Source organism: Ruegeria sp. AWH4_226 (assembly GCF_056159225.1).
Genome location: NZ_JBSWUU010000001.1, coordinates 1135427 through 1155317, shown reverse-complemented (window position 1 = coordinate 1155317; position 19891 = coordinate 1135427). Strand labels below are relative to the sequence as shown.

The window sequence follows — 19891 nt, the reverse complement described above, 5'->3', positions numbered from 1 at the left end:
TTCAGTGCGCACCGCGTAACAAGTCAATGTATGGGACGAAAATAGCGTATTCAGACCGCCGTATAGCGCGAATTATGTCCTTACGGGAAACGGAAGGCCCCAAAACAGGTGCTTTGGGGCCTTGACGTTATTCTTCGGCTTCCTCATCGCCCTGATCGGCGATCCAGGCGACACTGACGACCTCTTCGCCTTTGCCGGTGTTGAAGACCTTGACTCCGCCAGCCGAGCGCGAACGGAAGGAAATCCCGTCTACCGGCACCCGGATCGACTGGCCTTTGGAGGTGGCCAGCATGATCTGATCGTCGATCTCAACCGGAAACGAGGCGACCAGTTCACCGCCGCGCATGGCTTTGTCCATCGCGGCCACGCCCATACCTCCACGCCCGCGAACGGGATAATCGTGGCTGGAACTCAGCTTGCCCGCGCCGCCGGTGGTAATGGTCAGGATCAGGTTCTCGGCGGCCGACATTTCGGCATAACGCTCTTGCGTGATGGTACCTGGTGCCGCTTCATCCTCGTCGGTTTCGCCGTCGTCAGCGATACCCGCCACAGCACGGCGCATCTTGAGGTAGGCTGCCCGTTCGTCCGGTCCCGCTTCAAAGTGGCGGATCACCGACATCGAAACGACCCGGTCGCCATTTGTCAGCTTGATGCCGCGAACACCTGTGGACTCACGTGAGTTGAACACGCGCACATCCGTTGTTCGGAACCGGATCGCGCGGCCCGAATTTGTGACCAGCATCACGTCTTCGTCTTCCGAGCAGATGCGGGCGTTTACCAGTTCGACATCCTCGGGCAGTTTCATCGCGATCTTGCCGTTGCGTCGGACATTGGTAAAATCCGACAGGCGGTTACGGCGCACGTCACCGGCGCTGGTGGCGAACACGATCTGCAGGTTCTCCCATTCTTGGTCCGGCACATCGACGGGCATAATCGCCGCGATCGACACTCCGGTCGGGATCGGCAAAATGTTCACGATGGCCTTGCCCTTACCGGTCCGGCTGGATTGCGGCAAACGCCAGGTCTTGAGCTTGTAGACCATCCCTTCGGTCGTGAAGAACAGCAACTGCGTATGGGTGTTTGCAACAAAGAGGGTGGTGACAACGTCTTCTTCTTTAGTCTGCATACCCGACAAGCCCTTGCCGCCGCGTTTTTGCGCGCGGAAATCGGCGAGAGGCGTGCGCTTGATATAGCCGCCGGACGTGACGGTCACGACCATGTCTTCCCGCTCGATCAGGTCCTCGTCTTCCATGTCGCCGGACCAGTCCACGATCTCGGTCCGGCGGGGAACGGCGAACTGGTTGCGCACATCGCGCAGCTCATCGGCGATGATCGACATGATGCGTTCGCGTGAGGACAGAATATCAAGGTATTCCTTGATCTTGGCGGCCAGGTCTTCCAACTCATCCGTGACCTCTTTGACGCCGATTTGGGTCAGGCGTTGCAGACGGAGGTCAAGGATGGCGCGGGCCTGAACCTCGGTAAGGTTATAGGTGCCATCGTCATTCATTTTGGACAGAGGATCGTCGATCAGACGCAGATAGCCTTCGATCTCTGCCGCGGGCCAACGGCGGGTCATCAGCTTTTCGCGGGCCTCTGCGGCGTCTGCCGAAGACCGGATCGTGGCGACCACTTCGTCCACGTTCGAGACGGCCACGGCCAATCCGCACAAGATATGGCTGCGTTCGCGTGCCTTGCGTAGATCGTACGCGGTGCGGCGGGCGACGACATCCTCGCGGAAGTCGATGAACGAGGTCAGGAACCGGCGCAGGGTAAGTTGTTCTGGCCGGCCACCATTCAGCGCCAGCATGTTGCAGCCGAAGGACGTCTGCATGGGCGAGAAACGATAAAGCTGGTTCAGCACGACCTCGGGTGTTGCGTCGCGTTTTAGCTCAACCACGACGCGGACACCGTTGCGGTCGGATTCGTCCTGAACATGAGACACGCCTTCGATACGTTTTTCGCGCACAGCCTCGGCGATCTTTTCGATCATCGCGGCTTTGTTAACCTGGTACGGGATTTCGTCCACTACAATCGCGTAGCGGTCCCTGCGGATCTCTTCTACGCGGGTCTTGGCCCGGATGATGACGCTGCCGCGGCCTTCCAGATAAGCCTTGCGCGCGCCGGACCGGCCGAGCATCACGCCGCCGGTCGGAAAGTCAGGGCCGGGGACGTATTCTATCAGTTGCTCCGACGTCAGGTCCGGGTCGTCGATGAGAGCCAAAGTGGCATCGACCACTTCACCCAGATTATGCGGCGGGATATTCGTAGCCATGCCCACGGCAATACCGCCAGCCCCATTGACCAGCATGTTTGGGAAACGGGCGGGCAGAACAGTAGGTTCCCGGTCTTTGCCGTCATAGTTGTCCTGGAAATCGACCGTCTCTTTTTCGATATCTGCCAGCAGGGCGGCGGCGGGCTTGTCCATCCGCACTTCGGTATATCGCATGGCGGCGGGATTATCGCCGTCCATCGAACCAAAGTTGCCCTGACCATCCAGCAGAGGCAGCGACATCGAGAAATCCTGCGCCATCCGCACCAGAGCGTCGTAGATCGCGCTGTCGCCGTGCGGGTGGTACTTACCCATTACATCGCCAACAGGTCGGGCGGATTTACGGTATGCCTTGTCGTGTGTATTTCCCGTCTCGTGCATGGCGTAGAGAATGCGCCGGTGCACGGGCTTGAGCCCATCGCGCAGATCAGGGATCGCGCGCGAGACGATAACCGACATGGCGTAATCCAGATAGGATGTGCGCATCTCGGATTCGATGGACACCGTCGGGCCATCGTAAACGGGCCGCTGGGGTGGGGTTTCATCCATGTTTTCTGGGGTTTCTGGCGTATCGCTCACGTAAACTGCCCGTTCTTTGTGCAGGGTCTATATCTTGTGGATGCACCTTATCAGACCCGGCACATAAGGTGCAAGCAAGCATCCTTTTTGTGTGCGAAAAACCCCGTAACACCAGAGTAACATATTGTTATCCAAGGATTAGGATGTTTTTGTGGTACCCTTAACGGGCCTTGCACGAAAACTGGAGGTCTGCATGAAGCAAAGCGAAACCGAATTGATGCTTAAGGGATACGGGCTGACGACGGCGGAATTCTTCTACCATATGCCCGACTACATCCACGTTTTGAACACGTTTATCTGGCAGGAATACGATCTGGCGCCGGACCATCCGAAATTGTTTGATTTCATTGATTTCTGGCAGCGTGAAATTGAAGGTCCACTGCATTCGGTCCGGTTCACGCACCGCAAGATGATCGCGCCCGGCGAGTGGCGGAACATGGTCGGTGAATTCAGATTGAACTAGATTTCCGACCGGTAATTTCGGCCGGTGTGAATTGAGATGCTGTCAAAATTTGTTTTTGGGTTAAAGTGACGACCAGATACGTGGTCACGTGAGGCGTCGCTTTATGCTCCGATATCTGTTCCTAGCCGCTGCCCTTTTCATCACCGGGCCTGTTTTCGCCCAGGGCGTTCTGGATAAAATCAAAAAAGGTGCCGAGGGCACGGCTGACGCGATTGGGCGTGGGGCCGAGGCCGTAGGAGAAACGCTTGAAAAAGGCGCCAATGCGGTTGATGAAACAGTCAGTTCCACTGCCGATTTGGTGACGAACGAAGCCACGCCGGAAGAAACCCGCGTCAAGTTGGACCTTATGGCCGACGAGGTCCTGTTTCAATTGTTGGCTGAAAATCCCGAGGCCGACAGCCTGTTTGCCATCAGCGCCGGATATGCAGTTTTCGACTCGCGCAAAGTTACGGTGTTTCCGGTCTCTGCCGGTTATGGGCGCGGGGTTGCCGTCTCGAAAGAAACTGGGGAGCGCATCTATATGAATATGGGAACGGGCGGTGTTGGCGCAGCCATGGGTATCGGCGGGTTCGAGAGCAAGTTCGTGATCATGTTCGAAACGCAGGCTGATTTACAGAAATTCATTGAACACGGATATGACGCCACTGCCGGAACCGATGCAATGCATGGTGAGGACCGGAAGAGTGAGACCGTACGCTTTACCGACGGACGGTCATTCTTTGTCTTGGGCAAGAAAGGCTGGCGCGTATCAGCCACCGCGTCCGGCACGAAGTTTTGGAAATCGCCCGAGTTGAATTGATCAGCCCGAGCAGCTTGCCCCACCCAGAACGCAGAACTTGGCGCAATGCGGATGGTTGAGATGTACGTCGGCCTCGGACTCGGCCAGGGTATGTCCCATCTCAAACTCGGGTGCATAGGGCAGCAGGGTGCACGCCAGAACCGCAGGTCTGTCTGCGCCTTTGCGCTTGACCACCATGCGGGCGCTGGCACACATGAGCGCATCAGGCGACTTGTTCAGAATACCCCAGCACGCAGTCGTGATTTCGGGAACTTCGACGGTTTCGTCCATTTCGGGGAATAGAACGGTCTCGCTTGGGTTCTGCGCATCAATACTAAAATCGTGCTCAGCAAAAAAGGCGGCGTAGCCGTTTCGGCTCTCTGCGTCACTCTCACCCCACACGGTCCTGCCAGCAACGGCCATGTTGAACCCGTTGTCGCGCAGCCATTTCATGCCGGTCAGGGTCTTGGCAAAGCTGCCTTTGCCCCGTTCTTCGTCATGCAATTCAGGGCGGTAGTGGTCGACCGAAATCCGCAAGGTCAACTTGTCACCATAGTCACGTTGCAATTCAAGCAGGCCATCGCGCATCTTTCGGCGCATCATTGGCTGCATTGCGTTGGTCAGGATCAACACGTCGTAACCGCGTTCTAACGCCGCGCGGGTCATGTCGATCATTTCGGGATTCATAAACGGCTCACCCCCGGTAAAGCCGATTTCGCGCACCGGCCAGTTGCGGGCTTTGATCTGCTCCAAGTAATCCCGCACCTCGTCCGCTGTGATATAGACCAGCGCGTCATTGGTCGGACTGCTTTCGATATAGCAGTTGACGCATTGGATATTGCACAACGTGCCCGTATTGAACCAAAGCGTTTCTGGATTTCGCAGTGGAACGGACGCCCGCGCTTGCCCGTCAGCTGTTACCAATTTGTTCTGAAACTTGCCGATGTTGGCAGCCTGAAGGGCGTTGTCTTTCATTCGAGTATCCGGTTCTTTGAAGGCTAGCAATCGACTTAGCGCTTTGGGGTAGGTTAGTTAAGGGCATCAGGTCGCATCTGACAGAGTTTTGAAGACTGGAAAAAAATCAGTAATGATTGCGCTAACATTAGACATGACGGCAGGGGTAAGGTAGGGAAAACACATGGTTTCTCGTGTCATACCTGTGGACCCTTTTGATCTGGTCATCTTTGGCAGTACCGGCGATCTTGCACAGCGCAAGATTCTTCCGGCACTGTTCCGGAGGTATTGCGCCGGTCAATGGCCCGATGATGCGCGGATTATCGGTGCGGCCCGTGCTGAGTATACCCCCGATGCGTTCCGCGAAGTTGTTGCCGAGTCGTTGCGCAGCCATGCGCCAGCACAATCGCGGAACGCCGACGCGCTGAATACCTTCCTTCAACGGGTCGACTATGTTCCGCTGGATGCGCTTTCGGACACCGCTTGGGATAGATTAGCGGCCAAGCTGACCGATGACCGGGTAAGGGCCTTTTACTTCTCGGTGGGGCCGCAACTGTTTGGCCAGTTGGCCGAGCGGATCAAGCATCATGATCTGGCCACTCCAAAAACGCGGATCGTCGTCGAAAAGCCATTCGGTCACGATTTGGAAAGCGCGAGGGCGCTGAACGCGACTCTGGCCACGCATTTCTCTGAAGGGCAAATCTACCGGATTGATCATTATCTGGGCAAGGAAACGGTTCAGAACCTGATGGCGGTTCGTTTTGGCAACATGCTGTTCGAGCCGCTCTGGAACAGCCAGTATGTCGATCACATCCAGATCACGGTTGCTGAGTCAGTCGGTATTGACGGGCGTGAGGAATACTATGATCGCGCAGGCGCCATGCGCGATATGATGCAGAACCACCTGATGCAGCTTCTCTGCCTGATTGCGATGGAGCCTCCGGCAAAATTCGACCCCGATGCAGTGCGCGACGAAAAGCTAAAGGTTATCCGCGCGCTTGATCCGGTCGAACCGCACCACATCGTACGCGGCCAGTTTGAGGCGGGGCCGAGCGGGGCGGGCTATCGGGATACCGTAGGTAACCCGCGCTCGACCACGGAAAGCTATGTGGCCCTGCGCGCCCACGTCAGCAACTGGCGTTGGGCCGGGACACCATTCTACTTGCGCACAGGTAAGCGACTGATCGAACGGTCCTCGGTCATCAACGTGATGTTCAAAGACGCGCCGCATTCGATTTTTGGCGCTGATGCCGGGCGACATGCCAATGTGTTGTCCATCCGGTTGCAACCAAACGAAGGCATTACGTTGAAGGTGACGATCAAGGAACCGGGGCCCGGCGGGATGCGTTTGGTCGATGTGCCTTTGGATATGAGTTTTGCCGAGGCATTGGGCTCGGAAAACCAAGACCCGCCAGACGCTTACGAGCGGCTGGTGATGGATGTCATCCGCGGCAACCAGACGCTGTTCATGCGCGGGGATGAGGTCGAGGCCGCATGGGCTTGGACCGACCCGATTATTGCAGGCTGGCAGGCGCGTGGGGACGTTCCCAAACCTTATGATAGTGGCAGTACAGGCCCGGGCGACGCCGAACTGCTGATGAAACGAGACGGTCGCCGCTGGCAAGGGATTAATCCATGAAACTACAAGAATACGCTGACCGGGACATGCTGGCCATCGACGTTGCGAACGTTCTGGCCGGCAATCTGGAATCCGCCTTGCTGAATCACGACCTGGTGTCACTGGCCGTGCCGGGTGGAACCACGCCCGGTCCGGTTTTCGACGTTCTATGCGCAGCGGACCTTGAATGGGATCGCGTGCAGGTTCTGCCAACGGACGAAAGATGTGTGCCGGGCGATCACGAACGCTCGAATGAGCGTCTGATCCGCGAGCGGTTGCTGACCAACCGGGCCTCTGTGGCGCAGTACATTCCGCTTTACGTGCCGGGTAAGGACCCCGAGGATGTATTGCCCGAACTCGAAAGCCTGATCACTCCACTCAGACCGTTGTCCGTGCTGGTTCTGGGAATGGGTGAAGACATGCACACCGCGTCCCTGTTCCCCGGAATGGAGGGGCTTGAAGCCGCGTTAGACAGCCACGCGCCCCCTTTGGCCATCGCACGAACCGAAGTTCAGCCCGAGGCTCGTATTACCCTGACAGCGCCCGTGCTGGATGGTGCGTTGTCGAAACACCTGATCATATTCGGCGCCGCGAAACGTGACGCGTTGGATCGCGCCATGTCACTGCCGCCGGAAGAGGCTCCAATCGCCGCAGTTCTCAGCGGTATGACAGTTCACTGGGCGGAGTAGGCGTTATGCAACTGGACACCCTCATCTCGCTGGCTTCTGCAAGCAAAGAGCGGACAATCCTTGATCTCTTCGCCAAAGACGTGAACCGGGCCGAGACGTTTTCAGCGACCATCGGTGATCTGCTGTTTGATTATTCCAAGACACAGATCGACGAAAAAATTCGGGACGCCCTGATCGATCTTTGCGAAGCGGCTAACCTCGGTGACCGGCGCGAAGCCATGTTCTCGGGCGAAAAGATCAACGAAACCGAAGGGCGCGCGGTTCTGCACACGGCATTGCGTAACCTGGACGGCGGACCAATCGAGGTTGATGGGTTGGATGTCATGCCAGACGTTTTAGATACGCTGCAAAGGATGCGTGTGTTCGCCGAAGAGGTGCGCGGTGGCGCAGTTTCCGGGGCAGGGGGCAGCTTTACCGATGTTGTAAATATCGGCATCGGCGGCTCGGATCTTGGCCCTGTGATGGCAACCCACGCCTTGGCCCCTTATCACGATGGTCCAAGGGTGCATTATGTGTCAAACGTGGACGGGGCGCATATTGCCGACACGTTGCGGCAGCTTGATCCGACGCGGACGCTGGTGATTGTGGCGTCCAAAACCTTTTCCACGATCGAAACCATGACCAACGCCCGAACGGCGCGCGCCTGGATGGAAGACGGCGGAGGTGACCCGGGCATGCAGTTCGCTGCCGTGTCCAGCGCCGTGGACAAGACCAAAGCCTTTGGTATCCCAGACGAACGTGTATTTGGCTTTGCCGATTGGGTCGGTGGACGATACTCGGTCTGGGGGCCGGTTGGATTGCCGGTGATGATCGCGGTTGGTTCGAACGCCTTCGACGCTTTCCTGCGTGGCGGGCAGGCGATGGACGTCCATTTCCGCGCCGCCGATTGGGCAGAGAACATGCCGGTCATGCTGGCTTTGGTCGGTATTTGGCACCGTCAGGTTCTGGGCCATGCCAGCCGCGCTGTCTTGCCGTATGATCAACGTTTGCTGCGGCTACCGGCGTATTTTCAACAGCTTGAAATGGAGTCCAACGGCAAGTCTGTCGCGATGGACGGAAGCTCATTGACCATTGCCTCTGGCCCCGTTGTTTGGGGGGAGCCCGGCACCAACGGCCAGCACGCCTTTTACCAGTTGATCCATCAGGGCACGGATGTGATCCCTTGTGAGTTCATGGTGGCCGCACAGGGACATGAACCGGAACTGACCCATCACCATCGCCTGCTATTGGCCAATTGTCTTGCGCAGTCCGAGGCTCTGATGCGCGGTCGCTCGCTGGATGAAGCGCGTCATCGCATGGCGGAAAACGGGCTGACAGGTGCCGAGTTGGATCGGCAGGCCCGTCATCGTGTTTTCCCAGGCAACCGGCCGTCTTCAACCCTGATCTTCCCAAAGCTGACGCCATTCGTACTTGGTCAGATCATTGCCCTGTACGAACATCGCGTTTTTGTTGAAGGCGTCTTGCTTGGGATCAACTCATTCGATCAGTGGGGTGTCGAACTGGGCAAAGAGCTTGCGACCTCGTTAGGTCCAATCGTGGATGGTGAAGAAACCGCCAGCGGCAAGGATGGATCGACCGCGGCTTTGGTCGCCTACGCACTACGCCACCGGGACTAATCCGTCGGTGGTAACAAGATTGCGCATGGGGAAAGCCCAAATCTCGTATTGTCAGACAATTAAATGATTGGCAGGGTTCCAACTTAGTAAAAACAAAACACCCGATGCGCGTCGGGAATAAAAAATGGAGAAGGCCCATGCTGGGACAGATGATGACGCAGCCCCTGCTGATCTCGTCACTGATTGACCACGCCGAACGCTACCATGGTCAGACCGAGATAATTTCAGTCGAAACCGATGGCACAGTGACTGATACCAGTTGGGCCCAAATCGCAGAAAACGCGCGGAGACTGGCATCTGTACTGGCCGGGCTGGGGCTGGAACCGCAAGCGCGGGTCGGGACATTGGCCTGGAACAACCGACGGCATCTTGAGATATACTACGGAACGTCCGGAGCTGGGTTCGTGTGCCACACGATCAATCCGCGGCTGTTCCCCGAGCAATTGAACTATATCATCAATCACGCGCAAGATCGGGTTCTGTTCTTTGACGCCACCTTTATCCCATTGGTTGCGTCGTTGCACGCGCATTTGGCGGATGTGCAGCATTTCGTTCTGATGGGGCCAAGGAACGAGGATGCGATCGCCCAGATTCCCGATGTGAAGTTCTATGACGACCTGATTGCAACCGGCGATGCAGGATACCAGTGGCCCAGCTTTGATGAGAACACAGCATCCAGCTTGTGCTACACCTCAGGCACGACTGGGCACCCGAAAGGTGTGCTTTATTCGCACCGCTCAACAGTGCTGCACAGCTTTGGATCGAACACGCGCGACGTTGTTGGTTACTCGGCCATGGATGTGGTCATGCCGGTGGTTCCGATGTTTCATGTAAATGCTTGGGGATCGCCATATGCCTGTGCGATGTCGGGATCACGCATGGTTCTGCCGGGGCCGGATCTGCACGGTGAAGCACTGGTGAATCTGATTGACAAATTTGGGGTGACCTTGGCGCTGGGGGTGCCGACGATCTGGCAGGGATTACTGGCATATGCTGCACAATCCGGCAGCAAACTAACCAGCCTTGAACGGACGGTGATCGGCGGGGCCGCATGCCCGCCTTCAATGATTGAAACCTTTCGTGAAACCTATGGCGTCGACACTATTCACGCCTGGGGTATGAGCGAGATGAGCCCGTTGGGTACTGCAAATCATCCATTGGCCAAACACCGCCAGTTGCCGCCTGAACAACAACATAAAGTCAGGGAGAGCCAAGGGCGACCGTGCTATGGCGTCGAATTGAAGATCGTGGACGATGATGGGAATGATTTGCCACATGACGGCAAGACTCAGGGCGATCTTATGGTGCGCGGGCACTGGGTCTTGGACAGCTATTTCCAGATGCAGGATGAAGACTTGCTTCAGGATGGGTGGTTTGCAACCGGTGATGTCGCAACGCTTGACCCCGATGGATACATGACCATCCGCGACAGGTCCAAGGACATCATCAAATCTGGCGGAGAGTGGATTAGCTCGGTCGAGTTAGAGAATATCGCAGTCGCGCACCCCCAACTCGCGACCGCGGCGGTTGTGGGCGTTCCCCACCCAAAATGGGACGAGCGCCCGCTTTTGGTCGCCGTCAAAGCCGAGGGTGAGGACCCAACCGAAGAGGATGTGTTGTCGTTTTACGACGGCAAGATCGCCAAGTGGCAAGTGCCGGATAAAGTTGTGTTCGTGGAGGCCCTGCCACTGAATGCTACGGGAAAGGTTCTAAAACGTGAACTACGCTCAGAGTTTGAAAGCGCGTTGGCAGGCTAATTGGGGAGAGTTGGAAATGGCTCCGGCGGTAGGGATCGAACCTACGACCAATTGATTAACAGTCAACTGCTCTACCGCTGAGCTACGCCGGAACGGTTCGCGCCGTATAGCAATCCGTTTCTGCGCCGTCCAGAGGGTGCAAAAGATTTTTAGTCGAAAAACGCTAACGCGCTCAACTTAGTGCTGGTCGCGGATGCACTTGTGTACCGAATGGATGGGCCAACTCGCTTCGCAAGGTTAAGATGCTTATCTGTTTTGGTCGTCTGGCGCGGTTAAGTGTTTTGCCCATTCCTTGCTGAAATCTCCCAGAGGGCGGAGGTGCGTGTAAAGACGATAACCCAAATCCGTTGCCGCGTATCCGGCGTCTACCCGATGCACGAAACCTGCTGCCTGCAGTTCCTTGAGGCGGGTGTTCAATGCCGCGGGCGAGATCGTTTCGCATTCCTCTTGCAGCTTTCTGAACGTGCATGGTCCAATTTCGCTGAGGGTCCAAATCACACCCATGGCCCAATGCCGTCCAATAAGATCGAACAACGCCATAATGGGCGCGCCGCTTTTTGATCCTCGCACGGGCTGCCCTGGGACTGGTATCTTGGTCACTTGCTATACTTTCTATAGTGATTTATGTAGCTATGAATTTTATAGCAAGCTGGACTGACGCTTCCAATGACTAAGACAGAAAACTACGAAATCCGCGACAAAAGGTTCGCACGCAGCATCAAGCTGGATGAGCCAATCGAACAAATCTGGACGGGCGGTAAGTGGACCGAGGGGCCTGTCTATTCGCCGGCGTTCCGGTCCCTTATCTGGAGCGACATCCCAAATGATCGTAGGCTTCGCTGGGATGAACTGACAGGGGCTGTTGCAGACATCCGCTCGGGCCTGGGATGCTATACCAACGGCTCAACGCTCGACCGACAAGGGCGGATCGTGGCGTGCGAGCATGGAACGCGAAGTGTCACTCGGATTGAACATGATGGTTCTGTCACGACATTGGCCAGCCATTTTGAGGGAAAGCGGTTCAACAGCCCGAATGACGTGGTTGTGCGGTCTGACAATACGATCTGGTTCAGTGATCCGGCATATGGGATCGAGTCGGACTACGAAGGCTTTCAAGCTGAACCTGAGCTCGACGGTGAGCATGTCTATCGCCTGAACCCCGCAACCGGTGACGTTACAAAGGTGACAAGTGACTTTGCCTGCCCCAACGGCCTTGCCTTCTCGCTAGACGAAAAGACGCTTTATATCGCAGACAGCGGCGGCACCCGCTACCCCAGTGGAGAACACCATATCCGGGCATTCTCCGTCGGCGCCGACGGAACTCTTTCAGGCGGGGACGTATTTGCGGAATGCGAAGCAGGCGTCTTTGACGGGTTCCGGATCGATACCCAGGATCGCATCTGGACGAGCGCTGTTGATGGTGTTCATTGCTATCACCCCGATGGGACACTGCTGGGCAAGATATTCATCCCCGAAGAGGTTTCAAACGTCTGTTTTGGTGGGCCGAAGCGCAACCGATTGTTCATTACTGCATCGACAAGCGTCTATTCGGTCCTTCTGCCTACCACCGGAGCATTACTGTTCTGATGACCGAAACTTTCGTACTGAAGGCCCGAACGGGTCGCGCATTTCGTTTGAATCGGGGGGCAAAACTAAAGATCGTCAACACATTCGGGACGCAAGTTGTCGATACCTGGGCGTTCATGATCGAGGACACCAAAGAATACATGTCGATGGAACATTCGCGGGTTCATTGCGAATCTCCATCGCCAGTTCAGGGAACGGTTTTTCGGTCGAATCGAAGACGCCCCATTTTGGAATTGACCGAGGACACATCGCCTGGTGTTCACGACTGGTTCTTCGCGGCCTGTGATGTAGTGCGCTACAAGATGCTGGGTTTTCAGGGCGAGCACGAAAACTGTAGCGATAATCTCAGGCATGCAATGGCCGACCTCGGGCACACAATTGAATTCGTGCCCTGTCCACTGAACCTCTTCGAGAATGCGCCACTCCTGAATGGTGACACAGCGATTTACCCGCCTGTAAGCGCGCCCGGCGACTCTGTCGAGCTCACGGCTTTGGCGGACGTTATCCTGTGCGTGTCCGCGTGCCCGCAGGATATGGCAGATACAAATGGTCCAGAACGCGAACCCAAAGATGTCGAGCTACAGATCATCCGGTAGGTGATTTGTTCACTTTCGCCGCGGTAGCGTTGTGTGGGATTGACCTTTTTTGGTTCGGTATTGGATCGATTTCAGTCCATGCAACGCAAATTCACATTATGAGCAGCTGGGGTCGTTTCGCGGGGATGTAAATGTGTGTTCAAGACGTCTGAATAAGCCGCGTTCAGGCATGGTTCGCCTCCAGTGAAACCATTCGTCGAATTCGACCTCTGCCCAATTCCTTGGCCCAAATGGGCAGCAGCCAAAAGTCAGTTTTCCGAGGTCTTTGCCGCGCCACTGGGATCGACGAGCCGCGCGATTAAAGCGCCTTGCGTGACTTGTCCGACCAAAGCACCGTCCTGCGTGACCCCGATTGTAGCGTCGTTATTGGCAAGCACATCCATCAGGTCCACGATGGCGGTATCTTCGGGCACCGTTTCCATTGGCTCGCCGGATGCGGGCTCCATCACGTCCGCAGCCGACAAAACGCCCAGCGGGTTCATGTGCGCTACGAAATCGGCGACGTAATCATTGACCGGTTGGGTGAAAATCTCGCGCGGTGTTCCGCATTGCACAATCCGCCCGCCTTCCATGATCGCGATGCGGTTGCCGATCTTGAAGGCCTCGTCGAGGTCGTGGCTGACAAATATGATCGTCCTGCGGATGCGCGCCTGAAGCTCAAGAAGTTCGTCCTGAAGCTTGGTACGTATAAGTGGGTCCAGCGCCGAAAAAGGTTCGTCCATAAGAAGGATGGGCGCTTCGGTTGCGAAGGCACGGGCCAGTCCCACGCGTTGTTGCATTCCGCCCGACAGCTCGCCGACACGACGGTCCGCCCAATCGGACAGCCCGACGAGCTCAAGCTGGTTCTTCACCCGCTCGTTACGTTCCGCCTTTGGCAGTTTCGCCAGTTCCGGGCCAAGTCCGACATTCTCTGACACGCTGCGCCAAGGCAGAAGACCGAATTGCTGAAAAACCATCGACACGCATTCACGACGCACCTTTCTTAGGTCTTCAGCCCCGGCAGATGTGACGTTGCAACTCCACTCCCCATCGTGGACCGTGACCGAGCCGCGCACGACCGGGTTTAGCGCGTTTACCGCGCGCAGAAGCGTCGATTTGCCCGAACCTGAAAGACCCATCAGAACCAGAATCTCACCCGTTTTGACCTCGAGTGAGCAGTTGTGAACCCCGAGGATTTGCCCGGTTTCTTTCTGTATGTCGGGACGCTCTCGGCCTTCATCCATTAAAGGCAGCGCGGCTTTGGGGTTATCACCGAAGACGATGGAAACGTTGTCGAATACGACAGCGGGTTGTTGGGTCATTTCTTACGCTCCACTCGCAACATCCGGTCGAGAATGATTGCGACCACGACGATAACAAAGCCGCTCTCGAACCCGAGCGCCGTGTTGACTTGGTTCAGGGCGCGCACCACCGGAACACCCAGACCGTCTGCCCCGACAAGCGCCGCGATGACGACCATCGAAAGCGATAACATGATTGTCTGATTGAGACCCGCCATTATCTGCGGAAAGGCATACGGAAGCTCCACCTTCCAGAGTATCTGTCGCCCGGTCGCACCAAAGGCTTCAGCAGCCTCAAGCAGTGCTTTGGGCGTTGCGGATACCCCAAGATAGGTCAGCCTGATCGGCGCCGGTACGACAAAGATGACCGTCGCCAGAAGGCCCGGCACCATCCCGATGCCAAAAAACACGATGGCCGGGATCAGGTAGACAAAAGTCGGCAGGGTTTGCATCAGATCCAGAACCGGACGCATGAAAGAATAAAGTTTCGGCCGGTGCGCGGCCGCGATGCCAATCGGCACACCAACTGCCATACACACGATACAGGCAGACAGGACCAGCGTTAGGCTTTCGGTCGTTTCCTCCCAATACCCTTGGTTGAGGATGAATAGAAAGCCGATTGCAACCAACAGGCAAGTTTTCCAGTTGCGCTGCAATAGCCAAGTGAGCGCGACAAATACGCCGACAATGATCAGCGGGTGGGGGGTTTGCAACACCCATAGTATGCTGTCGATCAGCGCGTCCATCAGGTCCGACAAGGTGTCGAAGAACCACGCCAGATTGATCTGCATCCAGTCAAAAATGTCCCTTGCCCAGATGCCGATCGGGATCTTGTTTTCGGTCAGCCAATCCATGCCGCCCCCTTGTCTTGGCCGACCTTAACAGAGCCGGGCTTTCCCGGCTCTTCGTCGTCTCTTTACTTTAGTTTTTAAGCGCCGATTTAACCGCACTCATCGCGTCGCCGCCGTCTTTCGTGGTGACGCCATCAAGCCAGCTGTCAAGCACGCCCGTATTTGATGCAAGCCAGGTTTTCGCAGCATCACCGGGTTCTTGGCCGTCATCAAGGATGGCGCCCATGATTTCGTTTTCCATGGCAAGGGTGAATTCCAGGTTTTCCAGAAGCTTGCCGACGTTCGGGCATTCGCTGACATAGCCTGCCGAGGTGTTGGTGAAAACCGTCGCACCACCAAGGTTCGGGCCAAACCAGTCATCGCCGCCCTCAAGATAGGTCAACTGAAAGTTGGCGTTCATCGGGTGCGGTTCCCAGCCCAGGAAAACCACCGGCTCGTTTCGCCGATCTGCCCGCGCGACCTGCGCCAGCATTCCCTGTTCCGAGCTTTCAGCGACCTCAAAGCCACTAAGCCCAAAGGCGTCGCCGTCGATCATCTCCTGGATAAGACGGTTGCCGTCATTGCCGGGCTCGATGCCGTAAATCTTGCCTTCCAAGGCGTCCTGGTGCGCGGCGATATCTGCGAAGTTGCCGATCCCCAGGTCTGCGGCGGCTTGGTTCACCGCTAGTGTGTACTTTGCCCCTTCGAGGTTCGCGCGCACCGTATCGACGGTTCCCGCCTCGCGGTAGGGCGCGATGTCCGCTTCCATTGTCGGCATCCAGTTGCCCAAAAAGACGTCGATATCGCCATCGGCAAGTGATGTGTAGGTCACGGGCACGGACAGGATCTTGATATCCGTTTCATAGCCAAGCGCCTGCAGAACCGTGGTTGTTGCTGCAGTTGTCGCGGTGATATCCGTCCATCCCACATCCGAGAAGGTAACGGTATCGCAGTCTGCCCAAGCCGCACCGGCACTAATGGCAATAACTGTACTAAGTAATGTGGATTTTCTCACTTGAGCCTCCCAGTATTTTTTTCACGCGTAGTAAATGCGTCATTGAATTCTTTCGCAAGCAGAAAGCCGGTCGGCGCGAATGATAGCGCACCCGTTTCGGCCAAAATCGCTTCTAACTGATGGCGCCTTTTGGTTGTGTGACCCCGGTATGCCGCCCTCGGTAGTGCAAAGGGGTTGTTATATCCTGAGCGTCCACAGCAGCAATCGGGTAAGCAGAATGACTATTCAAAGGCCGGTATCTCTCAGATTTACGTCGGTCTTTGTATTGGAACGCTTTTGGACGCCTCTCGTACAATAAAAACCACATAACAGGAAAGGATGGCTGCGGCGAAACACCAGATCGAAGTGAAGGCGTAATGCGCGACGACAAAGCCACCAATGACCGAGAGAGTGATCAGAACCCCAAACACTCTCACGGTATTGCTCGACGATAGTAGCATGGGCGCGCAAACGATAATCGCATAGATCCCGCGGGCGAGCGTTCGCAGTACGATGCTGTCCCATACCAAAGGTGAGCTGTAGTGAATCGAGTTTTTTACGATCTGGATTGGAAGTGGCTCGTCAAGAAGTAGAAGCGGGACGAACAGGGAAATCCCAAGTAGCGCACCGACAAGGCTAAGCATCAGAAAAATGCGTTTCAGATGCCGCTTTGGTTCGACAAGATATGCGGAAAGGGGAACCCAGAAAGGCCAAAAGAAGTACGCGAAGAAGAGGAAGCCGATGGCAAACCAATGCGTAGTCTCAGGTGCGCCCTGTCCAAGACTAAGCCAAAGCCCACCTTCCAAACCTTGCTGAACCCCAAAAAACAACGGGAAAACCGCAAAGCCAAGGTATTTGCGGTTGAATCGGCTGGCGGTTGTCAAAGTGATTGCGGCGACTGGCATCAAAACGGCTGCTGTCGCAAAACTTGCAGAGGCTGAAAAGCACACAGGTCTGTTTCTCCTTTCTCCAACCGCTCATTGCTGGCCGCTGCGGGGGGGCCTTGGTCGCGAACTCTGTCTTCGCGGTTGATCTCTGAACACCAAAAGCGACCGGTTCAGCCTTGCCCGAGGGATCAGGCCAGAGAACACAGTACGTCCCGCAACGTCCCACCGAAAGCGCTGTGTTACTAGCAGGTGGGGCGCGCCATCGCTTTGATTTGCCTCAATCTCCGTGCGCGCTCGCCTGAGCGGCGGATAATGGATACAAGGCGTAGGGGAAGGCGAAGTGTGCTGTCACCAGCTTTTTTACCTATTATCGAAAAACGAGAGTCGGCTACGTTCGGCAGCGTGGCAAAAGGCGTTCTCCGGGGTCATATCTGACCTTTCGCGTAGGAGGGGGTCGCTTCCTTAGTCCTGTACACAAGAAGTTTGTCGATGCGGCGCCCGTCCATATCGATAACCTCCAGCACCCAGCCATCAACAACAACGAATTGCCCGACCTGTGGAAGTTTCGCCGCATAATCGAGAACCAGACCAGCAACCGTTTCAAACTGGGGTGCATGTTTTAGTTGCAGGCCCAGACGATCCGCAAATTCGTCGACCGGCATCCATCCGGCAACGATAAGTGAACCATCGTCTCGTTCGATTACTTTAGGCTCTGCCTGCTCGGTCTCGTCAAACCCGCCGGTGATGGCACCAAGGATATCCATCGGTGTAACGATCCCCTCGAAATGCCCGTATTCGTCAAACACAAGCACGATGTGAACCGCCGCGTCCTTCAATCGTTCGATGACCTGTATCGCGGGCATCGTGTCGTTGATGATAGTCGCCGGCTGCATATACGCCCGCGCATCGAAGCCTTTTTCCGGAGCGTGGAGCAAGTCTCGGCTGTGTAGCACGCCAATCACATCGTCCGCGGCACCATCCCGCAACGGCAGTCGGGACCGACCTGAGGCTTGGAAGCGGGCGAGGATGGCCGCCTTGTCTTCCTGAGCGTCCGCAATTTCAAGATCGTGGCGGGGTGTCATCAAACCCCTTGCAGTTCGGTCAGCGATACGCATTACCCCTGCGATCATTTCTGTCTCGGCTTTTTCGATCACACCGGCGCCTTCTGCCTCAGCGATAAGCGTTCGGATTTCCTCTTCGCTTACCCCGGACTCTCGGCGGCCAGACTGGCCGAAGAGGGTGAGTACCAGCTTGCCTGACCGGTCGAGAAACCAAACCAACGGTAGGGCTACAATCGACAGAAACCGCATTGCGGGTGCGACGCGGGAGGCGACCGCCTCGGGGTTGGACAATGCGATCTGTTTGGGCACCAGTTCGCCCACAATCAGCGACAAATAGGTGATGACGACAACAACGATCCCGACGCCGACTTCGGTGGCGTACCGCTCAGGCAGACCAAGCCCGGGAAGGGCTTCGGCCATTCTGATACCTAGCGTTGCACCTGAAAATGCGCCGGACAGAACGCCCACAAGCGTTATTCCGATTTGTACCGTCGACAGGAACCGCCCCGGCTCTTCAGCCAAGCGCAGAGCAACTTGCGCACCATGGTCGCCTCGCTCGGCGCGCGTCTGCAAACGCGAGGGCCGCGAAGAAACGACGGCAAGCTCGGACATGGCCAAGACGCCATTCAGGCAAATGAGGGCAAGAAGGATAGCAATTTCGAGATACATGCAAAAACCAATTTGACCAAAACGAAGCCAAGGAAACGCGTCGAATAGAATATCCGTCACAATCCCCGTCTGCAAAGGTTTTGCGGCTTCTAAAGCTGCAGACGAAGTTGCCCGTGTTGGGGGCAAGAAATAGTTTGCAAGCAGCTCAATGGAATAGCGGGGGGAATTTGGCTCCGGCGGTAGGGATCGAACCTACGACCAATTGATTAACAGTCAACTGCTCTACCGCTGAGCTACGCCGGAACTGAGGCGCGTATAACAATCCCGAATTTTCCCGTCCAGAGGGGAAAATGACGATTTTGCAAAAAACTTATGGCTGTTCAGGTTTGCCTTTTAAATTCGACGTTTACGGAAAGCTGTCCTTGTGCTGAGACCTGATGCTTTCCAAGTAAGTCGATGAGGTGAGCGAACACGTTTCTTTCGGCAGCAGGTAGCAGGGCGGCTGGAGTCTCTACATAGATTCTCTGGGCTAAATCTCTGGCTGTACCGGGGTGATCCTCTAGCGCTGATAAGATCTGCGCCTCGCGGGTCAGGCGGTGATTGATTAGCCAATCCAACCGCGCGCCAGGTTCGGTGATCGGTGCGCCATGCCCGGCGTGAAAGACCGACCAATCACGTGAGCGCAGGCGGTGGCAGGCTGTCATGAAATCCGTCAGGTCACCGTCCGGGGGCGAGACAAGCGAACTGGCCCATCCCATCACGTGATCCCCGGTAAAACAGACATCGCCCCAGCCCAAAGCGATATGATTGCCCAGATGACCGGGCGTATGAATCACCTCAAGCTGCCAGCCCGCACCAGAGATAAGCGCGCCGTCTGGTAGTTCGATATCAGGGCGGAAAGCGGTATCAATGCCTTCACCTCCGCCCACCAGTCCGTTCTGAGCAAGTTCAGCCATGACCATGCTGCGTCCGGCGTCGGGCCCGCCAAAGGCCAGAACCGGTGCTCCGGTGCGGTCGGCAAGTGGACGCGCCAAGGGCGAATGATCCAGATGGCTGTGTGTTACGATGATATGGCTGATCCGCTGACCCGGTAGCACTGCCTCTAGAATCGCGTTCAGATGTGACTCGTTCAACGGCCCGGGGTCGATTACGGCAAGTTCGGATGTGCCCAGCAGGTATGTGTTGGTTCCGCGATATGTCATCGGGGATGGATTCGGGGCCAAAATACGCCGCAAACCCGGCGCAAGCTCTATAGCTGCGCCAGTGGGTGGGTTGAAATCGTCAGGAGCCTGCATTCTGCGCTCTTTCTCTTGTCGTAACA

17 protein-coding genes and 2 tRNA genes are annotated in these 19891 nt (G+C 56.3%); 8 read left to right on the top strand and 11 right to left on the bottom strand.

The features are described from left to right. Positions 1-127: 127 nt before the first annotated feature. Entirely contained in the window at positions 128-2851 is a 2724-nt protein-coding gene (gene gyrA / locus ACXAET_RS05575; protein ID WP_475182314.1) for a DNA gyrase subunit A, read from the bottom strand. Positions 2852-3044: 193 nt separating this feature from the next. Here gyrA and ACXAET_RS05570 point away from each other — a divergent pair, with 193 nt between their 5' ends. After that, positions 3045-3314 carry an usg protein gene (locus ACXAET_RS05570; RefSeq protein ID WP_068331526.1) on the top strand — a complete coding sequence of 90 codons (270 nt, stop codon included), beginning with the start codon at positions 3045-3047 and terminating at the stop codon, positions 3312-3314. 103 nt (positions 3315-3417) lie between these two features. Beyond that, positions 3418-4113: a lipid-binding SYLF domain-containing protein gene (locus ACXAET_RS05565; RefSeq protein WP_475182311.1), complete on the top strand. Its 696-nt coding sequence runs from the start codon at positions 3418-3420 to the stop codon at positions 4111-4113. On the opposite strand, the gene ACXAET_RS05560 is transcribed toward ACXAET_RS05565, so the two are convergent. Further along, entirely contained in the window at positions 4114-5067 is a 954-nt protein-coding gene (locus ACXAET_RS05560) for a radical SAM protein (RefSeq protein WP_475182308.1), read from the bottom strand. 163 nt (positions 5068-5230) lie between these two features. Here ACXAET_RS05560 and zwf point away from each other — a divergent pair, with 163 nt between their 5' ends. The 4 genes from zwf to ACXAET_RS05540 all read left to right on the top strand — a co-directional run bounded on the left by zwf (position 5231) and on the right by ACXAET_RS05540 (position 10726). Further along, positions 5231-6685: a glucose-6-phosphate dehydrogenase gene (zwf, locus tag ACXAET_RS05555; RefSeq protein ID WP_475182305.1), complete on the top strand. Its 1455-nt coding sequence runs from the start codon at positions 5231-5233 to the stop codon at positions 6683-6685. Then, positions 6682-7353, top strand: coding sequence for a 6-phosphogluconolactonase (gene pgl, locus ACXAET_RS05550; protein WP_475182303.1), 672 nt, complete (start codon positions 6682-6684; stop codon positions 7351-7353). The genes zwf and pgl overlap by 4 nt, the downstream gene beginning before the upstream one ends. A gap of 5 nt (positions 7354-7358) precedes the next feature. Next, a complete protein-coding gene (gene pgi, locus ACXAET_RS05545) occupies positions 7359-8969 on the top strand; it encodes a glucose-6-phosphate isomerase (protein WP_475182300.1) in 1611 nt (536 codons plus the stop codon). Positions 8970-9106: 137 nt separating this feature from the next. Beyond that, positions 9107-10726 carry a long-chain-fatty-acid--CoA ligase gene (locus ACXAET_RS05540; RefSeq protein WP_475182299.1) on the top strand — a complete coding sequence of 540 codons (1620 nt, stop codon included), beginning with the start codon at positions 9107-9109 and terminating at the stop codon, positions 10724-10726. Positions 10727-10743: 17 nt separating this feature from the next. Here the strand turns inward: ACXAET_RS05540 and ACXAET_RS05535 are convergent. Together ACXAET_RS05535 and ACXAET_RS05530 are read right to left on the bottom strand one after the other, a co-directional pair. Then, positions 10744-10818, bottom strand: a tRNA-Asn gene (locus ACXAET_RS05535). Positions 10819-10972: 154 nt separating this feature from the next. Beyond that, positions 10973-11266, bottom strand: a complete 294-nt coding sequence (locus ACXAET_RS05530) for a winged helix-turn-helix transcriptional regulator (protein ID WP_475182296.1) — start codon at positions 11264-11266, stop codon at positions 10973-10975. Between the two features lie 126 nt (positions 11267-11392). Between ACXAET_RS05530 and ACXAET_RS05525 the strand changes: the two genes are divergently transcribed. After that, positions 11393-12313, top strand: a complete 921-nt coding sequence (locus tag ACXAET_RS05525; protein WP_475182293.1) for an SMP-30/gluconolactonase/LRE family protein — start codon at positions 11393-11395, stop codon at positions 12311-12313. Next, entirely contained in the window at positions 12313-12909 is a 597-nt protein-coding gene (locus ACXAET_RS05520) for a DUF1989 domain-containing protein (protein WP_475182290.1), read from the top strand. The genes ACXAET_RS05525 and ACXAET_RS05520 overlap by 1 nt, the downstream gene beginning before the upstream one ends. A gap of 248 nt (positions 12910-13157) precedes the next feature. On the opposite strand, the gene choV is transcribed toward ACXAET_RS05520, so the two are convergent. From choV to ACXAET_RS05485, 7 genes are all read right to left on the bottom strand, one after another. Next, positions 13158-14210, bottom strand: a complete 1053-nt coding sequence (gene choV / locus ACXAET_RS05515; protein ID WP_475182288.1) for a choline ABC transporter ATP-binding protein — start codon at positions 14208-14210, stop codon at positions 13158-13160. Then, positions 14207-15043, bottom strand: a complete 837-nt coding sequence (choW, locus tag ACXAET_RS05510; RefSeq protein WP_475182285.1) for a choline ABC transporter permease subunit — start codon at positions 15041-15043, stop codon at positions 14207-14209. The genes choV and choW overlap by 4 nt, the downstream gene beginning before the upstream one ends. Before the next feature lie 67 nt (positions 15044-15110). Then, positions 15111-16034, bottom strand: a complete 924-nt coding sequence (locus ACXAET_RS05505; RefSeq protein WP_475182282.1) for a choline ABC transporter substrate-binding protein — start codon at positions 16032-16034, stop codon at positions 15111-15113. Positions 16035-16282: 248 nt separating this feature from the next. Then, the gene (locus ACXAET_RS05500; RefSeq protein ID WP_475182279.1) at positions 16283-16963 is read right to left on the bottom strand and encodes a DUF6629 family protein; all 681 of its coding nucleotides are present in this window, start codon (positions 16961-16963) and stop codon (positions 16283-16285) included. Between the two features lie 362 nt (positions 16964-17325). After that, positions 17326-18630, bottom strand: a complete 1305-nt coding sequence (locus tag ACXAET_RS05495) for a hemolysin family protein (protein ID WP_475187110.1) — start codon at positions 18628-18630, stop codon at positions 17326-17328. Between the two features lie 168 nt (positions 18631-18798). Continuing rightward, positions 18799-18873: transfer RNA gene (locus tag ACXAET_RS05490), tRNA-Asn, on the bottom strand. A gap of 77 nt (positions 18874-18950) precedes the next feature. Further along, on the bottom strand, positions 18951-19865 hold the full coding sequence (locus ACXAET_RS05485) for an MBL fold metallo-hydrolase (RefSeq protein WP_475182276.1): 915 nt from the start codon (positions 19863-19865) through the stop codon (positions 18951-18953). Between the last annotated feature and the right edge of the window lie 26 nt (positions 19866-19891).